This window comes from Dentiradicibacter hellwigii (assembly GCF_041770905.1).
Classification (GTDB): domain Bacteria; phylum Pseudomonadota; class Gammaproteobacteria; order Burkholderiales; family Rhodocyclaceae; genus Propionivibrio; species Propionivibrio hellwigii.
In genome coordinates this window covers 686,403-705,554 of sequence record NZ_JBEUWX010000002.1, presented here as the reverse complement: position 1 = coordinate 705,554, position 19,152 = coordinate 686,403, and the positions used below count along the sequence as shown (strand labels likewise).

The following is a 19,152-nucleotide window of genomic DNA, read 5'->3' as shown; positions in this document are numbered from 1 at the left end:
GTCGTCTATCTGATTCTTTGTTGGCGTGAATGCCTGCCGCTCGGAAATCCTTTATCCGCGCCGGGTTTCGGCGCTGCGCGTCGTTCAGTGCCTGCAAAGCCCTTTGGACCGCAGCGGCGATTTTGTCGTCATCGCTTTGCGTGATTCACGCTGTTCCGGGTGGCTGGGGAGTATCAGCCACCTGGTTTCAGGCGCATTTCCTGGATGGGCAGGTGTGATGCCGCTCCTTATCCCATTCCTTGTTGGTGTACGTGATCACGCCTGCATCAGAAGTGCATGTTGAATCCGGCGTACGCCGTGCGTGGTGCGCCAACGCCAATCGTCGTCGAATTGATCGCGCCGGTGTAGTAGGTTTCGTCGAACAGATTGCGCACGTTGAGTGTGGCGTCGATGTTGGGCGTAACGGCGTAACGAAGGCCCAGATCGACCAGCGTGTAAGACGGCAGCGAGAAATTGTTTTCCGGCGTGATGAAACGGCGATCGACGTAGGTGACGCCCAGATTGGCCGACAGGCCGCGCAGCGTGCCGGAGAAGGCGTAATCAGCAAATAAACCCAGCGCGTGCTTGGGCACGTTGGCGATGGTGCGTCCGGCATAGCGGTTATCTTTGACGATCTGCGCCTTATGCATATAAGCATAATTGATCATGATGTTGAGATTGCGTATGGGTTTGGCGTCGAGCGTCATTTCGACGCCACTGCTGCGCTGAAGGCCTGACAGGCGCGAAAAAGCCGGATCATCCGGGTCGGTCATCTTGAGGTTGAAGCGTTCCAGGCGGAATGCCGCGAGAGAGAAGAACGCGCGTCCAGGCGAGAGGTCGAGTTTGACGCCGGCTTCGTATTGCTTGGATTTCTGCGGATCAAAAGCTTTTCCGGAGCGGTCGACGCCGTCTTGCGGGACAAAGCCGCGCGTAAAGCTGGCGTAGGGTGAAATCCAGTGCACAGGCCGCCAGACGAGGCCGATCTGCGGCGTCAGTCCGTCCGAGGTCTGGCGAATCTTGTCGTTGGCGCGAGGGTCTTTTTCACGCACGTGATCGTGGCGCAGGCCGGCGAGCAGCGTGAAGTGTTCGCCCAGGTTGACGATGTCCTGCACATAGAAACTGCGGCTGTTGAAATGGCTGGCATAGGGCGAATTGAGCGTTTGACGCCCGTTTCGCGGCCGTGAGGTCAAATAGTGCGGATGGTAGATGTTGATCGATGGGAAAGCGTAGCGGCGGTTCTCGCGATGATTGTCGAAATCTTCGAATTCCGCGCCGATGAGCAGACGATGCCGAGTCGGTCCGAGTGTGAATTTCCCGGTAGTTTCGAGCCGTCCCAGTTTGCCGCGCAGACGGGCTTGCCAGTCACCGATCTGACGGCGGAGTAGGCCGTTGGTGCCGACGATCTGATCGCTCGGCATGGCCCAGATATACGTCCGGTCTTCATCCTGGTGTGAATGCACAAGATCGGCGCGCACTTGCCAGTTGTCGTTGACTTCGTGGCGCAGTGACACTGAAGCATTGATGTCATCAAAATCATTGTAGGCAAACGGTTCGCCAAGAAAACGCGAGCGCGGCACTTCGGCGAAATTGATGTTGCCTTGCGCATCACGCGCCAACACCGTGCCCCGGTCGCCTGTACGGTGGTCGCGGAAGATGCTCGCGCGGGCAGTCAACAAAGTTTTCGGCGTAAGGTCAATGTCGATCTGCCCAGAAAAACCGGTAGATGTGCTCTTCGTCTGATCACGGAATTTCGTGCCATTCTCATGCATCGCCTGCAGGCGATAACGAATGCGCTCCGTGAGCGGACCCGTAATGTCGCCGATGATTTGCCGATAACCCTGTTCTCCGACGCGCATGTTGAGTTTCTGGCTGGCGATGGCTTCCGGCTTTTTGGTAACGATATTAACGACGCCACCCGGCTCCAGCGCGCCATAGAGGACGGAGGCCGGCCCGCGCAGGATTTCGATGCGCTCGATATCGTAGAGCGGCACTTGCCCGTATTTGCGGTAACGTAGGCCATCGCGGAAGTAGTTTTTGCCGGCGCTGAGCTGGAAACCGCGCGAGCTGAAGAATTCTCCGGCATTGCCGAAATTGTCGGTGCCGCCAACTGTGGCTGCGTAGCGCATGGCATCGGACAGGCGGGTTGCACCCGTTTCCTCGATAATATCGCCGGACACGGAAAGCACGGTGAATGGGGTTTCCATCGCTTCGGCCGGCAGACGAGTTGCGACATTCGACGACACCGTGTTGGCGCGTTCGATGACCGTGACCGTTCCAAGCGTGCGCGGTGCGTCTTCTTCGGCCGGGAGTGCGGATACACGCGTCGTTTCGTTGCCGAGTGCGGCGCTTGTGCCGCACATCGCCAGGGTAATACAGAGAATTTTCTTGTTGAACATGATGCCCTTCCTTTCCTTTCTTTATTGATGGTGAAAACTCATTGCCTTCGACTGGTAACTACCTTTTCAAGCTGGTACCGGCGCAAGGCCAGTGCACTCAGCAGGGCCAGAAACCAGGAACCCGCCGCGATGCCCGCGGCCTCACCGTTGCCGCGTTGCCAGTCGGACAAGAAGCCGCCTGCAGCTTGCGCCGAAGCGAACGGCAGCGCAGCAAGCGAGAGAGACAAGCCCAGTAGCATGGCCGGCCAAGCCGTCCGTATGGGGCAGGCGGCAAGTAGCCCGCCAATCATCAGCCAGGTGAAGATAAATGCGGAAAGTTGCCGGCTGAACCATGTTTCGTCCGGCAGACTGTGTGAGTGGGTGACAGGATGGTCTAAAGAGCGCAGGCGGAGAGGCGAAAGCGGAAAATCCTGCAAAAAGGCCAGCCAGTTCTCCGGTAGCGTAATTTGCGCGAGTGCGTTGAGCAGCGCAAACAACGCGAGTGTGAGCATCAAGCCGCCCATGATGGCGACGTTGCCGCGTTCGATGGCATTGCCGCGATCTGTTGCGGGAACAGGCCGATGCCGGGCTCCGCTTTGCGCTTTGGTACGCGCGGCCCAGATGGACAGGCCGGAGAAGAGGAGAAGGCAGGAGCCGATGCCGACGAAAAAATAAAACAGTTTGCTCCAGATCCCGCCGAAATAGCCGTAATGCAACGGGCGCATTGCCGCCAGAATACGTCGTACCCAGCCTTCGCGCGTACGGTCGATCGTTTGTCGTGGAACCGCAGATTCAGCATCGAGTACGACCATTGTCTGCCCGCGTTGTACCAAAGAAGATCCGGGCAAATCTCCTTGTACGCGCACTGTCGAGCCGGCAGCGCCAAATCCATCGAAACGAATGTGCGTTGGCGTGAATTCGGGTTGTGTTTCCCGTTGCGCCTCTTGCGCTGCCGTGAGCAGGCGCGCGATCGATGCCATTTCGGCAGTGGGCTTGGATTTTTCGCCTGTCATGGCTAAAGGATGCGGCCCCGGTGCGCGCAGCAGACTTTCCAATCCCAACCAGGCGCCAGTCAATGCCAACAAGAGGTGCATGAATAACAGCCATGTGCCGGTCAGCTTATGGATGTCCGACCATCGGCGGCGTCCTGCATGCAGCAATGGTTGAAGAAACAAGTCACGCCTGAGCCGTCGCCAATGCAGCGCCAGACCGCTCAGCAGACCCAGTGCCATCAGCAGACCCAATGCGCCGACGATCCAGCGTCCGGTACGACCCATCCATAGCCCGGCATGCAGGCGCTGGATGAAATCGGAAAGATCGGAAGGCAATGGCTCGATCAGGCGGCCGGTGGCAGGATTGAGCCAGGCGCGCGTTGCTTCGCCGGAGGGGCGACGAAACGCATAGGAATATAGATGTACCGAATAGGCGTCGACAGGAAACGCGAGCAGTGTTGGTTGCGTTTCTGGGTAGGTAGTGCGGAAGATAGAGAGCGCTTTGTCCGGGCCGTAATGATCGGCAGCCGGCGTCGAAATCAGCGTGGGATTGGCCCAGACTTTGAGCGGATGTTTGAATACGGCCAACGTGCCGGTCAGGCAAATGATGAACAGCAACCAGCCAAACAGCGCACCACACCAGCGGTGGATGAAATACAGCAGGGGTATCCAGCGAAATGAGTCCAGTGGCGTCGAGCGCATCGATATTTTTCCTCGTTGGCTTGCCTCCCCGCAAGCCAATAAACAAACATCGCATCGCTCTGCCGCACTGGACGACGGCGAGTTCGCGCGATTCCCAGGTTTATCTAGCGCGGTGGTTTGCTTTTTATACGCCAGAAAATTGGCCGGAATTCTCGTCGATTGTTGCGGCAATGTAAATAGAAATCGTCTCTGATCTGGTTTCATTCTCTTCCTGACCCTTGCCCGGGGTTTTGCCTGCGTTCATGTGAAATCAGGAGGATCAAGAGACCCGATACGGGCAAAATGCCAGTGAAACGGTGGCCAGATCAGGATAGAATCGTGTCCGCAGATTTGCCGGTCGTTGGCATGTCTGGGTTTGATTGGTAGATATTTCCAATTTTGAGCCATACTTTGCGCCGATGAATCGGGGGCGAGGTGGTGGAGTGCTGCGCATCACAGCAAGGGTCGATAGGGTATAAGAGGCATGAATAAAGCGTTTGTCCGGGAAAGCGAAGACGAAAGTGAGGACGAAACCGGCCTCGACCCCGCTCCCGGCTTGCCGCCGGGCACACGCAACTACATAACACCCGGCGGTTATGCGCGGATCAGGGATGAACTTGATCATTTGCTGCATACGGAGCGCCCGACCGTTGTCGAAACCGTGCAATGGGCGGCTTCCAACGGCGATCGGTCGGAAAACGGCGATTATCTGTACGGCAAGAAACGTCTGCGCGAAATCGATCGCCGCGTTCGTTTTTTGACCAAGCGGCTGGATCTGGCGGAAGTTGTCGATCCGGCGGCGCGCAAGGAAGGGACCGACCAGGTATTTTTTGGCGCGACGGTGACGATACGTGAAGTAGACGATGAGGCGGGCGAGACGCAGACCTACCAGATTGTCGGCGTCGATGAAACAGATTTTTCGCGCCACCGGATCAGCTGGATTTCACCGCTGGCGCGCGCGCTGCTCAAGGCGCGCGAGGGCGATACGGTGCGCTTCCAGAGTCCGCTTGGCTGGCGTGAGGTTGAAGTTGTCGAAATTGCCTACCGCGCCATCGAATCCTGAACCTTGCCGATGAACACTTTTTTCTCCCGGCTGTTGCCGGCGCAGCGCGGTATGTGCATGGTGCTCGGCATGGTCGTGCTGTTTACGCTGATGGATGTTCTCTCAAAATATCTGTCGCGTTTTTATCCCATCAATCTGATTCTCTGGGCACGGTTTTTCTTTCACTCTCTCCTGTTCATCGTTTTTCTCGGCCCGCGCATCGGCTTCTCGCTGATCCGCACCCGGCGGCTGCGCTGGCAGCTGCTGCGCGGTTTTACCCTGGCGGGCGCGTCCTATTGCTTTACGGCGGGACTCAAATATCTGCCACTGGCTGAGGCGACCTCGATCGCATACCTCAATCCGATTTTCATTGCATTGCTTGCGGTGCTTTTTCTAGGTGAGGAAATGCCGTTTGGCAGTTGGGTGGCGAGCTTTATTGCTTTTGCCGGCGTGCTGATCGTCGTTCGTCCCGGCAGCAGCCTGTTTACCTGGGCGGTGCTGCTGCCATTCGTGAATGCGGTTCTTTTTGCCTGCTATCAGGTGATGACCCGGCGTTTGGCAAACATCGAAAACCAGTATTGCCTGATTTTCTATCCCGGCCTGGTCGGCAGCGTCATCTACACCTTGCTCGTTCTACCGGAATGGGTAACACCGGGCCTGCTGCATTTCTGCATGCTGGTGCTCATCGGGCTGATCAGCGGTGCCAGCCATTTGGTCATGATTCGCGCACTCAAGCTGGCAACGGCGTCCTATCTGGCGCCATTCGGCTATACGCAGCTGGTTTGGGTATTGCTGGCCGGTTATCTGTTTTTCGACGATTTTCCGGATGCCTGGTCGCTGGCTGGCATTGCTCTGCTTATCGGCAGCAGCCTGTATTGCGCACGCAGTCCGCGGCAGCCGGGCGCGGCGGAAGAATAATCGAGTCGGGGAATGCTCTTTCTTTACAAGGCAAAGCGCGCTTTGCCGGAAAACTGGGTGCATCCGCGACTCTGCTTGAAAGCGCCGGATTTGCCCCCATTTGCAAACCGATCGCCATTTTTGGCGGCGCGCCCGTTTGATGTGCTTGTGCGATAGCGCCTCATCGCGGCGAGATCCGAACTACATTTAAATAAATCCTAATTAATGGAGTGACTGCATGAGCGAGAATAAGCAAACGCTTGGCTTCCAGGCTGAGGTCAAGCAACTGCTCAACCTGATGATCCATTCGCTGTACAGCAACAAGGAAATTTTCCTGCGCGAACTGATTTCCAACGCTTCCGACGCCTGCGACAAACTGCGTTTTGCGGCGTTGAACGAACCGGCGCTGCTGGGCGATGATCCCGATCTGAAAATCCACGTATCCTTCGACAAGGCGGCGCGTACGATTACTGTCTCGGATAACGGGATCGGACTCTCGCGCGAGGAAGCCGTCGAACATCTGGGCACCATCGCCAAATCCGGCACGCGCGAATTTTTCGCAGCGCTGACGGGCGATCAGACCAAAGATGCGCACCTGATTGGCCAGTTCGGCGTCGGCTTTTATTCCTCCTACATCGTTGCCGACAAAGTAACGGTCGTTTCTCTCCGTGCCGGGCTGCCGGCTGATCAGGCAGTCAAATGGGAGTCGTCGGGGGAGGGTGAATTTTCGGTCGAGACGGTCAAAAAGACTGGGCGCGGCACCGACGTGACGCTGCACCTGCGCGAGGGTGAGGATGAACTGCTCTCCAGCTGGAAACTGCGCCAGATCATTCGCAAGTATTCCGATCACATCACGCTGCCGATCCTGATGAAGCAGGAAAAGTGGGATGAGGAGAAAAAGGAACAAGTCGAGACCGGCGAAGAAGAGACGGTCAATCAGGCTTCTGCGCTCTGGGCGCGGCCCCGCTCGGAAATCAGCGATGAGCAGTACCAGGCGTTTTACAAGCACATCGCACATGATTTTGAAGATCCCTTGGCCTACGTACACGCCAGGGTTGAGGGGCGGCAGGAATACACGCAGCTGCTTTATATTCCGCAACACGCGCCCTTTGACCTGTGGGACCGCAACGCGCGCCACGGCATCCAGCTGTACGTGCGCCGCGTGTTCATCATGGATGATGCCGAAAAACTGATGCCGCTGTATCTGCGCTTCGTGCGCGGCGTCGTCGATACGAACGATTTGCCGCTCAACGTCTCGCGCGAAATTTTGCAGGAATCGAAGGACATCGAAGCGATTCGCGGCGGCTGCGTCAAGAAAGTGCTGGGCCTGCTTGAAGGATTGGCCAACAGTGAAGAGGCGGCCGAAAAGGAAAAATATGCCCGCTTCTGGCAGGAGTTCGGCCGTGTCTTCAAAGAAGGCGTCGGCGAGGATTTTGCTAACAAGGAACGCATCGCCAAACTGTTGCGCTTTGCTTCGACGCATACCGATACGCCGGAAGAAAACGTCTCGCTTGCCGACTACGTTGGCCGCATGAAAGATGGGCAGGAGAAGATTTATTACGTGACCGCCGAGACGTTTACCGCGGCCAGAAACAGCCCGCATCTGGAAATTTTCCGCAAGAAGGGCATCGAGGTGTTGCTGCTCTCCGACCGCGTCGATGAATGGGTTGTCGGCTATCTGACCGAATTTGACGGCAAGACCTTGCAATCGGTCGCCAAAGGCGGCCTTGATCTGGGCGGACTGGAAGATGCGGCGGAAAAACAGGAGGCCGAGCAAGCTGCCGGCGAATACAAGGCGCTGACTGAAAAAATCAAGGCGGTGTTGGGCGAAAAGGTTAAAGATGTGCGCGTGACCCATCGCCTGACCGATTCGCCTGCCTGTATTGTTGCCGACGAGCACGATATGGGCGGCAATCTGGCGCGCATCCTTAAGGCTGCTGGTCAAAAAGCACCGGAGATGAAGCCGATTCTTGAAATTAACCCAAAACATCCGGCGGTGCTGCGGCTGAAGTACGAAGGCGAGGGCGCGGATTCCCATTTCGATGACTGGGCCAATCTGCTGCTTGAACAGGCGACGCTGGCTGAAGGCGGCACGCTCGATGATCCGGCCGGTTTCGTCAAGCGCATCAATGAACTGATGCTGGCGCTATCGGGGAAATCGAACTAAATCGGGGATCAAAAAGACGCGTCGCCGGCAGACGCCCTCTGATACGAAACGGGCAAAATAAAAATGCCTCTCCGTCAGCAGGAGAGGCGTTTTTTTGTGCACTTTTTATGCGCGTTTAAGCGGCTGCTTTTAACAGCGCTCTGGTTCTCTCTGGTTACTTCTTCGCCTTTTTCTTCAAATAGCGATTGACGCAACTTTTGCGCTTGTGCTGTGGCTGCGCCTTGCAGGCGGCGCGTGCTTCGCGACGCGCTACGCGGCGGAAATGGCGCTCCTCGCATTGCTTGATGTTCTTGGCTTTGCGGCATTGAGGAACAGCGTGTGTTTTTTCGGCGCTGGGCAGCAACGTAGGCTGCGCTGTGTGCGGCGGCGGTGGGGGGGCGATTTCCGCGCCCAGCAGCGGTGCGCCCGGCACGCCCGCTGGGCCTTGCTGCGCTATGGCCGGCAACGCCAGGAATAGCGCCGAACTCAGGGCAAGAAGGGATAACCGCCTGGGTTTCATCGGATTTTCCTTTCAGAAGGTTTCAGAAGGTGGAAAAAGCATGCAAGAGCGTATGAAGGGTACGCGCGAATGCCCATCAATACATGGGTAAATTTTAATACCTTCATTTTCGATGTTCCACGCAATTTAACCAAATGAAACAGTTTTCTGCGCCCGTGTTGCGCCGGTTTTCGCAAGGCGCGCGGCCCTCATACGATGCCTTGCAATGTGCCGTTGGCATTGAGCCATCCGCGTCTTGTCGGGTATAGTGCCGCAGGTTGCAAGCCGGAAAACCATGATGAATGCACAACGCCATACAAGCCATAAAAAGACCGATCACACCGGGCCGGATCATCGCCTGACAGTGGCTGAAATTCTCGGCTTCCTGGTCAGCGACGGCTTGGTCGACCCGGAAGAAGCCAACGCCCTGCTGGCCGAAAGCCGCCTGAAACGCTTAACGGAACACCCGCTGGTCATCATCGCCGATCAGAAATGGAAGTCGCTGCGCGCGCCGCATGTACCGCTGACGCTCGAGGCGCTTGGCGAATGGTTTGCCGGACGTCTCGGTATGGAATATTTCCACATCGATCCGCTGAAGATCGATTTCACCGCCGTGACCGACGTGATGTCCAGCGCTTACGCGACGCGCTTTGGCATTCTGCCGGTGAAGGTGACGACGAGCGAGATCGTTGTGGCAACCATCGAACCCTTCCTGCGCGAGTGGGAAAAGGAAATCGAGTCGATCAGTAAAAAAAGCATTCGCCGCGTTTTTTCCAGTCCGCCGGACGTAGCGCGCTACCTCGTCGAGTTTTACAATCTCGCGCGCTCGGTCAAAAAGGCGGCCCAGCTTAAAGCGCAGGCGGGCGGGCCGAATACCGCGCTTTCCTCTTTCGAGCAGCTGGTGCAACTTGGCCAGGCCAACCGGCAATTCGACGCCAACGACCAGCACATCGTCAACATCGTCGACTGGCTGTGGCAGTACGCTTTTGAACAGCGCGCCAGCGATATTCACATCGAACCGCGACGCGAACTGGGCATCGTCCGCTTCCGCATCGACGGCGTCCTGCACCAGGTCTATCAGATTCCGATGAGTGTGATGACGGCCATGACCAGCCGTATCAAGATTCTCGGCCGCATGGATCTCGTCGAAAAACGGCGGCCGCAAGACGGGCGCATCAAGACGCGCACCGCCGCCGGACAGGAGGCCGAACTGCGTCTCTCGACGCTGCCCACGGCCTTCGGCGAAAAACTGGTCATGCGGATTTTCGACCCGGAAGTGCTCGTGCGCAATTTCAGCGAACTCGGCTTTAGCGACGACGACCGCGCCAAATGGCGCACGATGACGGAAAGTCCGCACGGCATCATCTTTGTCACCGGGCCGACCGGCTCGGGCAAAACCACGACGCTCTATTCCACGCTCAAGCAGCTTGCCACGCCTGCCGTCAATGTCTGCACCATTGAAGACCCCATCGAAATGGTCGAAGCGTCCTTCAACCAGATGCAGGTGCAGCCGGTGATCGACCTGGGGTTTGCCGAAGGCGTGCGCGCGCTGATGCGGCAGGACCCGGACATCATCATGGTCGGCGAGGTGCGCGACCTGGAAACCGCTGAAGTCACCATTCAGGCCGCGCTGACCGGGCATCTGGTGCTCTCCACGCTGCATACCAACGATGCGCCGGCGGCCATCACCCGCATGCTCGACCTGGGCGTGCCGCCCTACCTGCTCGGCACCACGGTGATCGGCGTCATGGCGCAGCGGCTGGTGCGCGTGCTCTGCCCGAACTGCAAACAGGCGCATCCCGCCACGCCTGAGGATGAAGCCCTCTGGGATCGCCTCGTCGCCCCGTGGAAAGCCAATCGCCCAGCGCAGTTCTATTCGCCGGTCGGTTGCCTCGACTGCCGCATGACCGGCTATCGCGGCCGCATCGGGTTATACGAAATCCTCACGCTTTCGCCGGACATCAAGCAGGCCATTGCCGACAATGCCGAAGTCGCCAAAATCCGTGACCTCGCTTATCGGGAAGGGATGAAGCCGCTGCGTATCTCGGGCGCCATGAAAGTCGCCGCCGGCGTGACGACGCTGGCCGAAGTCTTCAACGTCGCCCCGCCGTCCGAGCGAAACTGAGCTGAGCGCAGCGGTATCGTGCTGGAAGATACGGCGTAAGGGACGAGCTGGCGGCGCGCCTAGCAGATTTCTATCGCAACTTCCTTTGCAAAAAACTGCGTTGGCATCGCCTTGCCTTTTATAGCCTCTTCCTTTACCAAACTACGGCGTTGCGGTGTTGGCCTTGCCCTGCCGTATTGCTCAACCTGCTTCTGCCGCGCTCGCCGGAAGAAGCGCCCCGCACACCCGCGCAAACAGATCATAAAACATAAATCGCTCTGAAGCCCTTTAAACACAAGGGCTTCCGAGCATCAAAAAATATAACGACCGTTTCGCTCGCCTTTTTAAAGGGGGAGCTGCTTCAAAGGGCTGAGGGGCTAACAGCCTATTTTTCACATGGCAACGTCGAGTCATAGCGGCTTCCTTTGCCAAAATACGGCGTTACTGTGTTGACCTGTCTTTGCCGTACTGAATGGTCTGTCTGCGGCTCGCCGCCTTGTCTTTTGGCAAAGTCGAGCCGCTCTTTAAGCGTGCGAAACCCCTCTGAAATCCGTAAAAATAGGGCAGAAAACATAAAATGCCCGGAGGTCCGCGTAAATAAAGGGGTTCAGGGCATCAAAAAACATAAACCGGAACACTGTGCCCAACCAACCCTCTGAAACCATTTTATCCACGGATATCTCCCCGACAGGGGAAGAATTGGAAAAATGCGGGTGCGGAAGCGCAGATGCATCCCCAAAAATAGGTGGCCTGAAGCCCGTATATTTAGGGCGTTTCAGAGGGGGTGCCCGTAAACCCCTTGTAAATAGGGTATCTCCGAACGCCCTACCCGCAAACGCCCTATTTATAAGGGTTCCAGAGGTGCCTGTCCGGAAACGCCCTATCCACGCGGGGTTCCGGGCATGTTCCTTTGCGCATACGGTAACAATGGAGAATCCTAAAACCCCTTAGGCGCAGCCGCAGGCGCGGGGTAGCTTGGCGGAAGCAAGGGCTTGATTGTTTGAGCGCAGCGAGTTATCAAGCCCGCCGCCAAGCAGCCCGCGGCAAGGAGTTTTCTGCGCCTCGGGGTCGCCTTTCTTTGCTGACTTTCTTTGGCGAGGCAAAGAAAGTTAGCGGGGCGCGCTGCCGCTCAGCGCAACGGCATCAGGTGAAGCCTCGCGGGCGAAGCCAGCGCCTACAGTCAAACAATCCTTTTCAATCCTTGTTTTTAGGTTTTTCCGGGCACCTACCCGCTAGCCCGCGTATTTAGGGCTTCTCCAAGGAGGATGCTCTGAAGCCCTTATAAATAGGGCGTTTCAAAGGTGTCTATCCGGAGACGCCCTATCCACAACGGTTTCAGTGCCTCTCCCCGACAGGTGGGGAATTGGAAAAAAGCTGGAGTGGAAGCGCAGGCGCATCTCCAAAAAGAGGTGGCCTGAAGCCCGCGTATTTAGGGCGTTTCCGGGAATCCTACCCGCAAATGCCCTATTTATAAGGGCTCCAGAGGTGCATGCCCAAAAACGTCCAATCCACGCGCGTTTCAGAAGGGGCGGGCGGGTGTCGGGCGCGAAGCGCCTAATTTGCACGTTTCAGGCTTCTGGCGGCCGCGCCGGAAAACGCATGCTCACCGCCAGCCCGCCGGAGGCCGCTTCGCCAAGCGAAACTGTGCCGCCGCAGCCTTCGACAATGCGGCGGACAATCGCCAGCCCCAGTCCGCAGCTGCCGCGCGTGGCGCGCGCCGGGTCAATCTGGGCGAAAGCCTCGAAGGCGCGCCAGCGCTGCTCAGGGAGAATGCCGCAGCCATGATCGCTGATGCACAGTGTCACCGTTTCAGGCGCTTCAACTGTTTCCGCCGCCGGCATCGCTTTGCCTTTCCTGCGCTCCGCCATGCCTGCGGCTTCTGCCGTCAGCGTCACTTCAACCGGCGGTTCTCCGTATTGCAGGGCGTTGTCGATCAGATTGTCGAGCAGACGATGCAGACTGCCGTGGTTGATCGCTACGGCGCAGGATACGGCGGCCGCATCCACCTTCATCGTTACCGGACGCCCAAGTTCGCGCTGCCGCGCCACTTCATCGCTGACGGCGTCAGCCAGAACGAGCGGCGCACAATTTTTTTCTGCTGAAACCGCTGTATTCCCGTTTCCGTTGTGGGGTGGGGCGCTGCGTAGAAAAGACAGGCATTGGCCGACGATCCGGTCCATGTCCTCAATGTCGCGCTCCAGACCGGCACGTTCGCCGTCTCCCTCAAGCAGGGCGGCGCGCACGCGCATTCTCGCCAGCGGTGCGCGCAAATCGTGCGTCAGGCTGGCCAGCATTTCGCGCTGTTCGGCCTCGGCCTGCGTCAGTTGCGCCTGCATGGCGTTGTGATGCTCGGCCAGATGGCGCACTTCCCGCGGCCCCTGGGGGATGACCGTATGCGCCCGGCCATCGCCTGCCGCCGTGACCGCCGCATCGAGCCGGCGCAGCGGGCCGACAATGCCGCGCACAAACAGTCCGGCGATGAGCGATAGGGCAGATAACGCCACGCCCAGTTTCAGCCACAGGTCGGGTGGCATGCCGCGTGGCCGAAAGCGCGGCGGCGGCAGGATCAGCCACCAGCGCTCGCCGCCGGCCGCAAAACCGATCCACAGGTTGCCGCGCGCCTGCCCGGCCTGGCGCAGTTCGATAGGTTCGCCGAGAATCTGCCCGACGCGCTCGCCCAGCCCCTGCGCAAAGCCGAAAGCCGGTCTATTGGGCGGCACTTCCGTCCCATCGGGGCGCAACTGCAGCCATTGTTCACCAGGGGCGGCTGCCTCCAGGCGCTGCCGTGCGCGCACGTCCAGCCCCGGCAGCAGCGATTGCAACAAACGCACCTGACCGGCAACATTGCGCGCCGTCTGGTGACCGTGCGATTTTCGCCCCTGCTGAAAAAATAGCGAGAAGGTCGCAATCTCGGCGACGGCGACGACCGCTAGCACCAGTAATAGCGTGCGTCCCGCCAGCGAATCGAAGAATTGTCGTAATCCGTTCATGTGGCGGCCTCCGGCGCAGCGCCGTTTTCCACGCCGTCTTTGCCTTCGCCACGATTACCACGATCGCCGGCATCGCTGCCATCGCTGCAGTCGGGCATAAAGACATAACCGACGCCCCATACCGTCTGCAGGTAGCGCGGTTGTGTCGGGTCGGTTTCGATCAGGCGGCGCAGGCGATGGATCTGCACATCGATGGCGCGGTCGAACGAGGCGCTTTCCTCACCGCGCGTCATCTCCAGCAGGCGCTCACGCTTCATCGGGCAACCGGCGCGGCCGATGAGGACGTTGAGCAGGGCGAATTCGCCGCTGGTCAGCGCAACGGTCTTGCCCGCGCGTGACAGGCAACGCGCGGCGCGGTCGAATTCCCACCCGCCGAAGCGGAAAACGCCTGTTGCTTCGACGGGCGCTGCGGCTGGCCGGCTGCCGCGCCGTAGCACGGCCTCGATGCGCGCGACCAGTTCGCGCGGGTCAAACGGTTTGCCGAGGTAATCGTCAGCGCCGATTTCCAGCCCCAACACCCGGTCAACCGGTTCGGCGCGTGCTGTCAGCATGATGATGGGGGTCGCTTCCCCCTGCTGGCGCAGGCGGCGGCAAGCGGCCAGGCCGTCTTCACCAGGCAGCATCAGGTCGAGAACGATCAGGTGCGGCTGGTAGCGCGCCAGAAACGCGTCGAGCTGCTGCGTATTCGGTAACAGCAGGGTGTCGTAGCCATGCCGGCCGAGGAAAGTTGCCAGCAGCCGGCGCAGTTCGGGATCATCGTCGATGAGCAGGATTTTTTTCATACCTTGAATTGATGGCGCGGCACGCGGACGTGAGCAAGAAAAACATGGAAAACCCCGGAATGCGGCATGAGCCATAGGGCGTGTCCGGCATTGTATGACGCGGCGGAGTTTGCCAAAGGCATCCGAAACAATTTGAAACGTTCGCGCCCGGCCATGAAATCATTTGCAATGCCATTGTCCAGATAATGCCCTTGTCCCCGGCAACGGAATTTGCATATGCCGGCCAATCAACCTAAGGAGCCGAAAACGTATGAATACGAGACCTCGCAAACCTGGCTTTTCTGCCAAAACGCCGCAGCGGCTCGCTGCCCTGGCGCTTTCTCTCGGACTATCCACCGCTGTTTTTGCCGGCCCGCCCTGCGGTCAAGGCGAAGCCCGCTGTGACGGCGGTCCGGGCTTCCACCATCGCCACGACGGCCCGCGCCATCATGGCATGGGAGCGGGATTGAACTTCGGCTTCAGCCCGCGCCTGCATGACGAACTGAAGCTCGACGCCAAACAGGAGGCGCTCTGGCAGGAGGCCCTGAAATTTTCCAGAGAGAGCTTCGATGGCGGCCGCGAACGCTTCCGCAAGCATCATGAGGAAATTGCCGCAATGCTCAATCAGCCGGATGCCGACCTGCGCGTGATTGCCAAACGCATGGATGATCTGCGTGCAGAAGGGCGGAAACAGCACGAGGTTGTGCGCGAACGCTGGCTGTCGGTGTATGACGCGCTCAGTCCCGGTCAGAAAGAAAAAGTCCGACTCTTCCTCAAGGAACGCAGCGACCGACATGGCTCGGATTGCGATCGACCCGGCCGCCGTGACGGCGGCAAACCGGGCGGCAAAAACGGGCAACCGCCGCAGAAGCCGGCCGAAAATACGCCGCCTGCGCCGCGCTGATTTGTGCCGAACCGGAACATTCCTGAATACGCCTGAGTGACCCGCCCGGTTTTTCCCCGCAGACGTGGTGGAAGAATCGGGCGGGCGGCGTGATGTACAGGCGAAGCGCAAAATCCGGCCCGATTTATCGGCTTGACCGCCCAGCCAATGAAACCGGATATAAGCCGGATATAAACCGGATATCCGGTGCGCCGCTGCGGGGAATGCATCCTTTTCACTCGCTTGCCGAAAGCGGCGTCAGGCCGTATTGGCCGTTATGAAGACGATCAAGGGCGGCGCACAGTCAGACACAAAGCGGGCGCTTGGCTATAATCGGCGCTGTCTTTCAACCTGATCGAATCGTTCCCATGCGCATGCTTCGCCTATTTTTCTGCCTACTGTTTTTCCCCCTTCTTGCCGCCGCCCAGCAAGCGCCCGTCCCGCCGACGCTGGATGCCAAGGCCTGGCTGCTCGTCGAATATGCTTCCGGCCAAACGCTGGCCGCGCAAAATCCGGACGAGCGGCTGGAACCCGCTTCGCTGACCAAGCTGATGACGGCCTATCTGGTCTTTGCCGCGATCCGGCAAGGGTCGCTCAAACTCGACCAAAGCATCATGGTGTCTGAAAAAGCCTGGCGATCACAAGGCTCGCGCATGTTCCTCCGGGTCAATACGCAGGTTCCGGTGGAAGACCTGATCAAAGGCATGATCGTCCAGTCCGGCAATGACGCTTCCGTGGCGCTGGCCGAAGCCGTGGCCGGCAGCGAGGAAAATTTTGCCCAGAAGATGAATGAGGAAGCCAAGCGCCTCGGCATGACCGGCAGCAGTTTCCGCAACGCCGCCGGCATGCCCGATCCGCAGCATTACACGACGGCCAGTGATCTTGCCCGGTTGACGATGGCGCTGCTGCGCGACTTCCCCGAAGAATACGCCAAGTATTACTCGCTCAAGGAATTCCACTACAACAAGATCACCCAACCCAACCGCAACCGCCTGCTCTGGCTTGACCCCAGCGTCGACGGCGTCAAGACCGGCCATACCGACGCTGCCGGTTATTGTCTGATTTCCTCGGCCAAGCGCGATTCCCGCCGTCTGATCGCCATCGTGCTCGGCACGGCATCGGAAAAAGTGCGCGAGCGCGAATCGCTCAAGCTGCTCAATTTCGGCTTCCAGGCTTACGAAGTGGTGAAGTTGCAGGCCAAGGGCGAGCCGCTGGCGACGCCGCGCCTCTGGAAAGGCGCGCAGAACAGCGTCAAGGCCGGCTTTGCCGATGAATTCGTCGTCGCCGTTCCGCGCGGGCTGGCGCAGAAGCTGACCTCCGAGTTTGTGCCGCAAAAACCGCTGGTCGCTCCCGTCACGCAAGGACAAACCGTCGGCGTGCTCAAAGTCAGCCTCGATGGCAAACCTTACGGTGAATATGCGGTCGCCGCGCAGGAATCCGTCGAGCCGGCCGGTTTCTTCGGCCGCCTGATCGATGCCATTCTGCTCTGGTTCCAGTGAAATGCCGCCACTCGGACGGGCGGCGCCGGAAGCGCCGTGCTATCTGAACGGTGAGTACCTGCCGCTTTCACAGGCACGTATCTCGCCGCTGGATCGCGGGTTTCTTTACGCCGATGGCGTGTATGAACTCATTCCGGTTTTTGCGCGCCGCCCATTCCGGCTCGACGCGCACCTTGATCGCCTGCAGCGTTCGCTCGACGGCATCCGCCTGCCCAACCCGCATCCCCGCGCGGCATGGGTGGAAATCATCCGCTCTCTAGTCGATACCGCCCCCTGGGACAACCAGTCGCTTTATCTCCAGATTACGCGCGGCGCGGGCACATGCCGCGACATGCCGTTTCCGGAAGCATCATCGCCTACGGTGTTTCTCTTTGCCGCGCCGCTGGCCGAGCCGAGTGCGCGGCAGCGCGAAGCCGGCCTCAAGGCGATGACCGTTGCCGATATTCGCTGGGGACGCTGCGACCTGAAAACGCTTGCCCTGTTGCCCAATGTGCTGGCACGCCAGGCCGCCACCGAGGCCGGGTGCGACGAGGCCATCCTGCTTCGCGACGGTTATCTGAGCGAAGGGGCTTCTTCAAATATTTTTATCGTCCAGAATGGCATCATTCTGGCGCCGCCCAAGGATCACCACATGCTGCCCGGCACCACCTACGATGTCGTGCTCGAACTTGCCGCACAGCATGGCGTGCCCCACCAAATCCGCGCCATCAGCGAAGCCGAAATGCGCACGGCCGATGAACTCTGGCGCACTTCGTCCAGCAAAGGCGTGCTGGCCATTACGACGCTCGACGGGCATCCGGTCGGTCGGGGCGAGAATGCCGGCAAGCCAGGGCCGCTGATGCGCCGGATGCACGCTTGGTACGATGATTTTCTGAACGACGAGATTCGTCGGAATCCATTGCCCTGAATAGTGTTTCCGTCCCCTCATGACCATGACGACCGATACGACGACCCCTGCGAACCCTGCGAATCCTGCGAAGCCCGACCAGGCGCCGGCAGATACCCTGCTCGAATTTCCTTGCGCTTTTCCGCTCAAGATCATGGGACGTGCCGACGACGCACTGGCGCCCGCCGTGCTGGAGATCGTGCGGCGCCATGCGCCGGATTTCGACGGGAAAACGATGGTGACGCGCGCCTCTTCCGCAGGGAACTATCTCAGCCTGACCTGTACGATCAACGCCACGTCAAAGGCGCAGCTCGACGCGCTGTACCGCGAGCTGTCCGGCCACCCGCTGATCAAGGTCGTTCTGTAGGCGAACGTCGTTTCCGCCGGCGATCCACTATGTTCGCCATGTCCGCCACTTCTGCCACTCCTACCACTCCCGCCATGTCTGCCGCTCCGCTGACCTGCCTGCCCATCAGGGTGCGCAGGCTGGGGCGCGTCGAATACCGGGACGCCTGGCAGTCGATGATCGACTTCACCGCCGCCCGTGTGCCGCAAACCCCCGATGAACTCTGGCTCTGCGAGCATCCGCCGGTCTATACCCTGGGGCGTGCGGGCAAACCCGAACACCGGCTGTTTGATAACGGCATCGAAATGATTCGTGCCGATCGCGGCGGCCAGATTACCTATCACGGTCCCGGTCAGGCCGTTATTTATCTGCTCATCGACCTGAACCGGCGCGGTCTGGGCGTCCGCGATTTCGTCAGTCGTATCGAGCAGGCGATGATCGACCTGCTGGGTGAATACGGTATCCATGCCGGACGGCGGCAGGGTGCGCCCGGCGTTTATCTCAATACGGAAAACGGGCCGGAGAAGATCGCTTCGCTCGGCCTGCGCATCCGGCACGGTTGCAGCTATCATGGTCTGAGCCTCAATGTGGATATGGATCTGACGCCCTTTACGGCCATTAATCCCTGTGGTTATGAAGGGCTGAAAGTGACCCGAATTGCGGATCATGCCGATCCTTGTCCTACATGGAGCGAAGCCGCCGAGCGGCTCGCCGCGCACTTGCAGTGCGAACTGATGGCTGAACAGACTGTCTGAAGGTCAGGCTTCACGATCGAACTCCGCCAAAAACGAAATGTGAAATGTCCGAAAATCCGTACCGTCAAATATCTCCAGCGCTGTAGCACACTGCCAATGTCGACGGATACATCTTCGCCACACAGACAGAAACCACAACAGATCTACATCACGATGATTGCGCAAACCGCAACCGAACGAGACCGCCGAAATGCACGAGAAAGTGCATGGGCAAGCGCACGAGAAAGTGCACGAAATAAGGGCGCGGCGCCCCACATTACGCCGGCTTTAGTTCAAGTCGTATTGTACGAACCGCGAACATGGCAAAAGCGGCAAAA

Annotated in this window: 14 protein-coding genes; 9 read left to right on the top strand and 5 right to left on the bottom strand. The window is 59.0% G+C overall.

From position 1 onward, the window contains the following. Window positions 1–266: 266 nt before the first annotated feature. On the bottom strand, window positions 267–2,375 hold the full coding sequence (locus ABCS64_RS05525; RefSeq protein WP_418890900.1) for a TonB-dependent siderophore receptor: 2,109 nt from the start codon (window positions 2,373–2,375) through the stop codon (window positions 267–269). Between the two features lie 38 nt (window positions 2,376–2,413). Beyond that, on the bottom strand, window positions 2,414–4,048 hold the full coding sequence (locus tag ABCS64_RS05520) for a PepSY-associated TM helix domain-containing protein (RefSeq protein ID WP_418890899.1): 1,635 nt from the start codon (window positions 4,046–4,048) through the stop codon (window positions 2,414–2,416). A gap of 463 nt (window positions 4,049–4,511) precedes the next feature. Between ABCS64_RS05520 and greB the strand changes: the two genes are divergently transcribed. From greB to htpG, 3 genes are all read left to right on the top strand, one after another. Next, window positions 4,512–5,090, top strand: coding sequence for a transcription elongation factor GreB (gene greB / locus ABCS64_RS05515; RefSeq protein WP_418890898.1), 579 nt, complete (start codon window positions 4,512–4,514; stop codon window positions 5,088–5,090). Window positions 5,091–5,099: 9 nt separating this feature from the next. After that, window positions 5,100–5,987, top strand: a complete 888-nt coding sequence (locus ABCS64_RS05510) for a DMT family transporter (protein ID WP_418890897.1) — start codon at window positions 5,100–5,102, stop codon at window positions 5,985–5,987. A gap of 217 nt (window positions 5,988–6,204) precedes the next feature. Further along, window positions 6,205–8,133 (top strand): molecular chaperone HtpG, encoded by a 1,929-nt coding sequence (gene htpG, locus ABCS64_RS05505; RefSeq protein WP_418890896.1) that lies wholly within the window; start codon window positions 6,205–6,207, stop codon window positions 8,131–8,133. A 154-nt stretch (window positions 8,134–8,287) separates the two neighbouring features. On the opposite strand, the gene ABCS64_RS05500 is transcribed toward htpG, so the two are convergent. Continuing rightward, the gene (locus ABCS64_RS05500; RefSeq protein WP_418890895.1) at window positions 8,288–8,632 is read right to left on the bottom strand and encodes a hypothetical protein; all 345 of its coding nucleotides are present in this window, start codon (window positions 8,630–8,632) and stop codon (window positions 8,288–8,290) included. Between the two features lie 274 nt (window positions 8,633–8,906). On the opposite strand from ABCS64_RS05500, the gene tfpB reads away from it, so the two are divergent. Then, window positions 8,907–10,736: a type IV pilus assembly ATPase TfpB gene (gene tfpB, locus ABCS64_RS05495; RefSeq protein WP_418890894.1), complete on the top strand. Its 1,830-nt coding sequence runs from the start codon at window positions 8,907–8,909 to the stop codon at window positions 10,734–10,736. A gap of 1,547 nt (window positions 10,737–12,283) precedes the next feature. Here the strand turns inward: tfpB and ABCS64_RS05490 are convergent. Together ABCS64_RS05490 and ABCS64_RS05485 are read right to left on the bottom strand one after the other, a co-directional pair. Next, entirely contained in the window at window positions 12,284–13,705 is a 1,422-nt protein-coding gene (locus tag ABCS64_RS05490; RefSeq protein WP_418890893.1) for an ATP-binding protein, read from the bottom strand. Then, on the bottom strand, window positions 13,702–14,487 hold the full coding sequence (locus ABCS64_RS05485; protein WP_418890892.1) for a response regulator: 786 nt from the start codon (window positions 14,485–14,487) through the stop codon (window positions 13,702–13,704). Before ABCS64_RS05485 ends, ABCS64_RS05490 begins: the two co-directional genes overlap by 4 nt. A 250-nt stretch (window positions 14,488–14,737) precedes the next feature. Between ABCS64_RS05485 and ABCS64_RS05480 the strand changes: the two genes are divergently transcribed. The 5 genes from ABCS64_RS05480 (at window position 14,738) to lipB (ending at window position 18,835) form a co-directional block, all read left to right on the top strand. Beyond that, complete coding sequence (locus tag ABCS64_RS05480; protein WP_418890891.1) at window positions 14,738–15,370, top strand: Spy/CpxP family protein refolding chaperone; 633 nt, start codon at window positions 14,738–14,740, stop codon at window positions 15,368–15,370. A gap of 347 nt (window positions 15,371–15,717) precedes the next feature. Beyond that, a complete protein-coding gene (locus tag ABCS64_RS05475) occupies window positions 15,718–16,848 on the top strand; it encodes a D-alanyl-D-alanine carboxypeptidase family protein (protein WP_418890890.1) in 1,131 nt (376 codons plus the stop codon). A 1-nt stretch (window position 16,849) separates the two neighbouring features. Further along, window positions 16,850–17,755, top strand: a complete 906-nt coding sequence (locus tag ABCS64_RS05470) for a D-amino acid aminotransferase (protein WP_418890889.1) — start codon at window positions 16,850–16,852, stop codon at window positions 17,753–17,755. 25 nt (window positions 17,756–17,780) lie between these two features. After that, window positions 17,781–18,101 carry a YbeD family protein gene (locus ABCS64_RS05465; protein ID WP_418891887.1) on the top strand — a complete coding sequence of 107 codons (321 nt, stop codon included), beginning with the start codon at window positions 17,781–17,783 and terminating at the stop codon, window positions 18,099–18,101. 74 nt (window positions 18,102–18,175) lie between these two features. Further along, a complete protein-coding gene (lipB, locus tag ABCS64_RS05460; protein WP_418890888.1) occupies window positions 18,176–18,835 on the top strand; it encodes a lipoyl(octanoyl) transferase LipB in 660 nt (219 codons plus the stop codon). The last annotated feature ends 317 nt before the right edge of the window (window positions 18,836–19,152 follow it).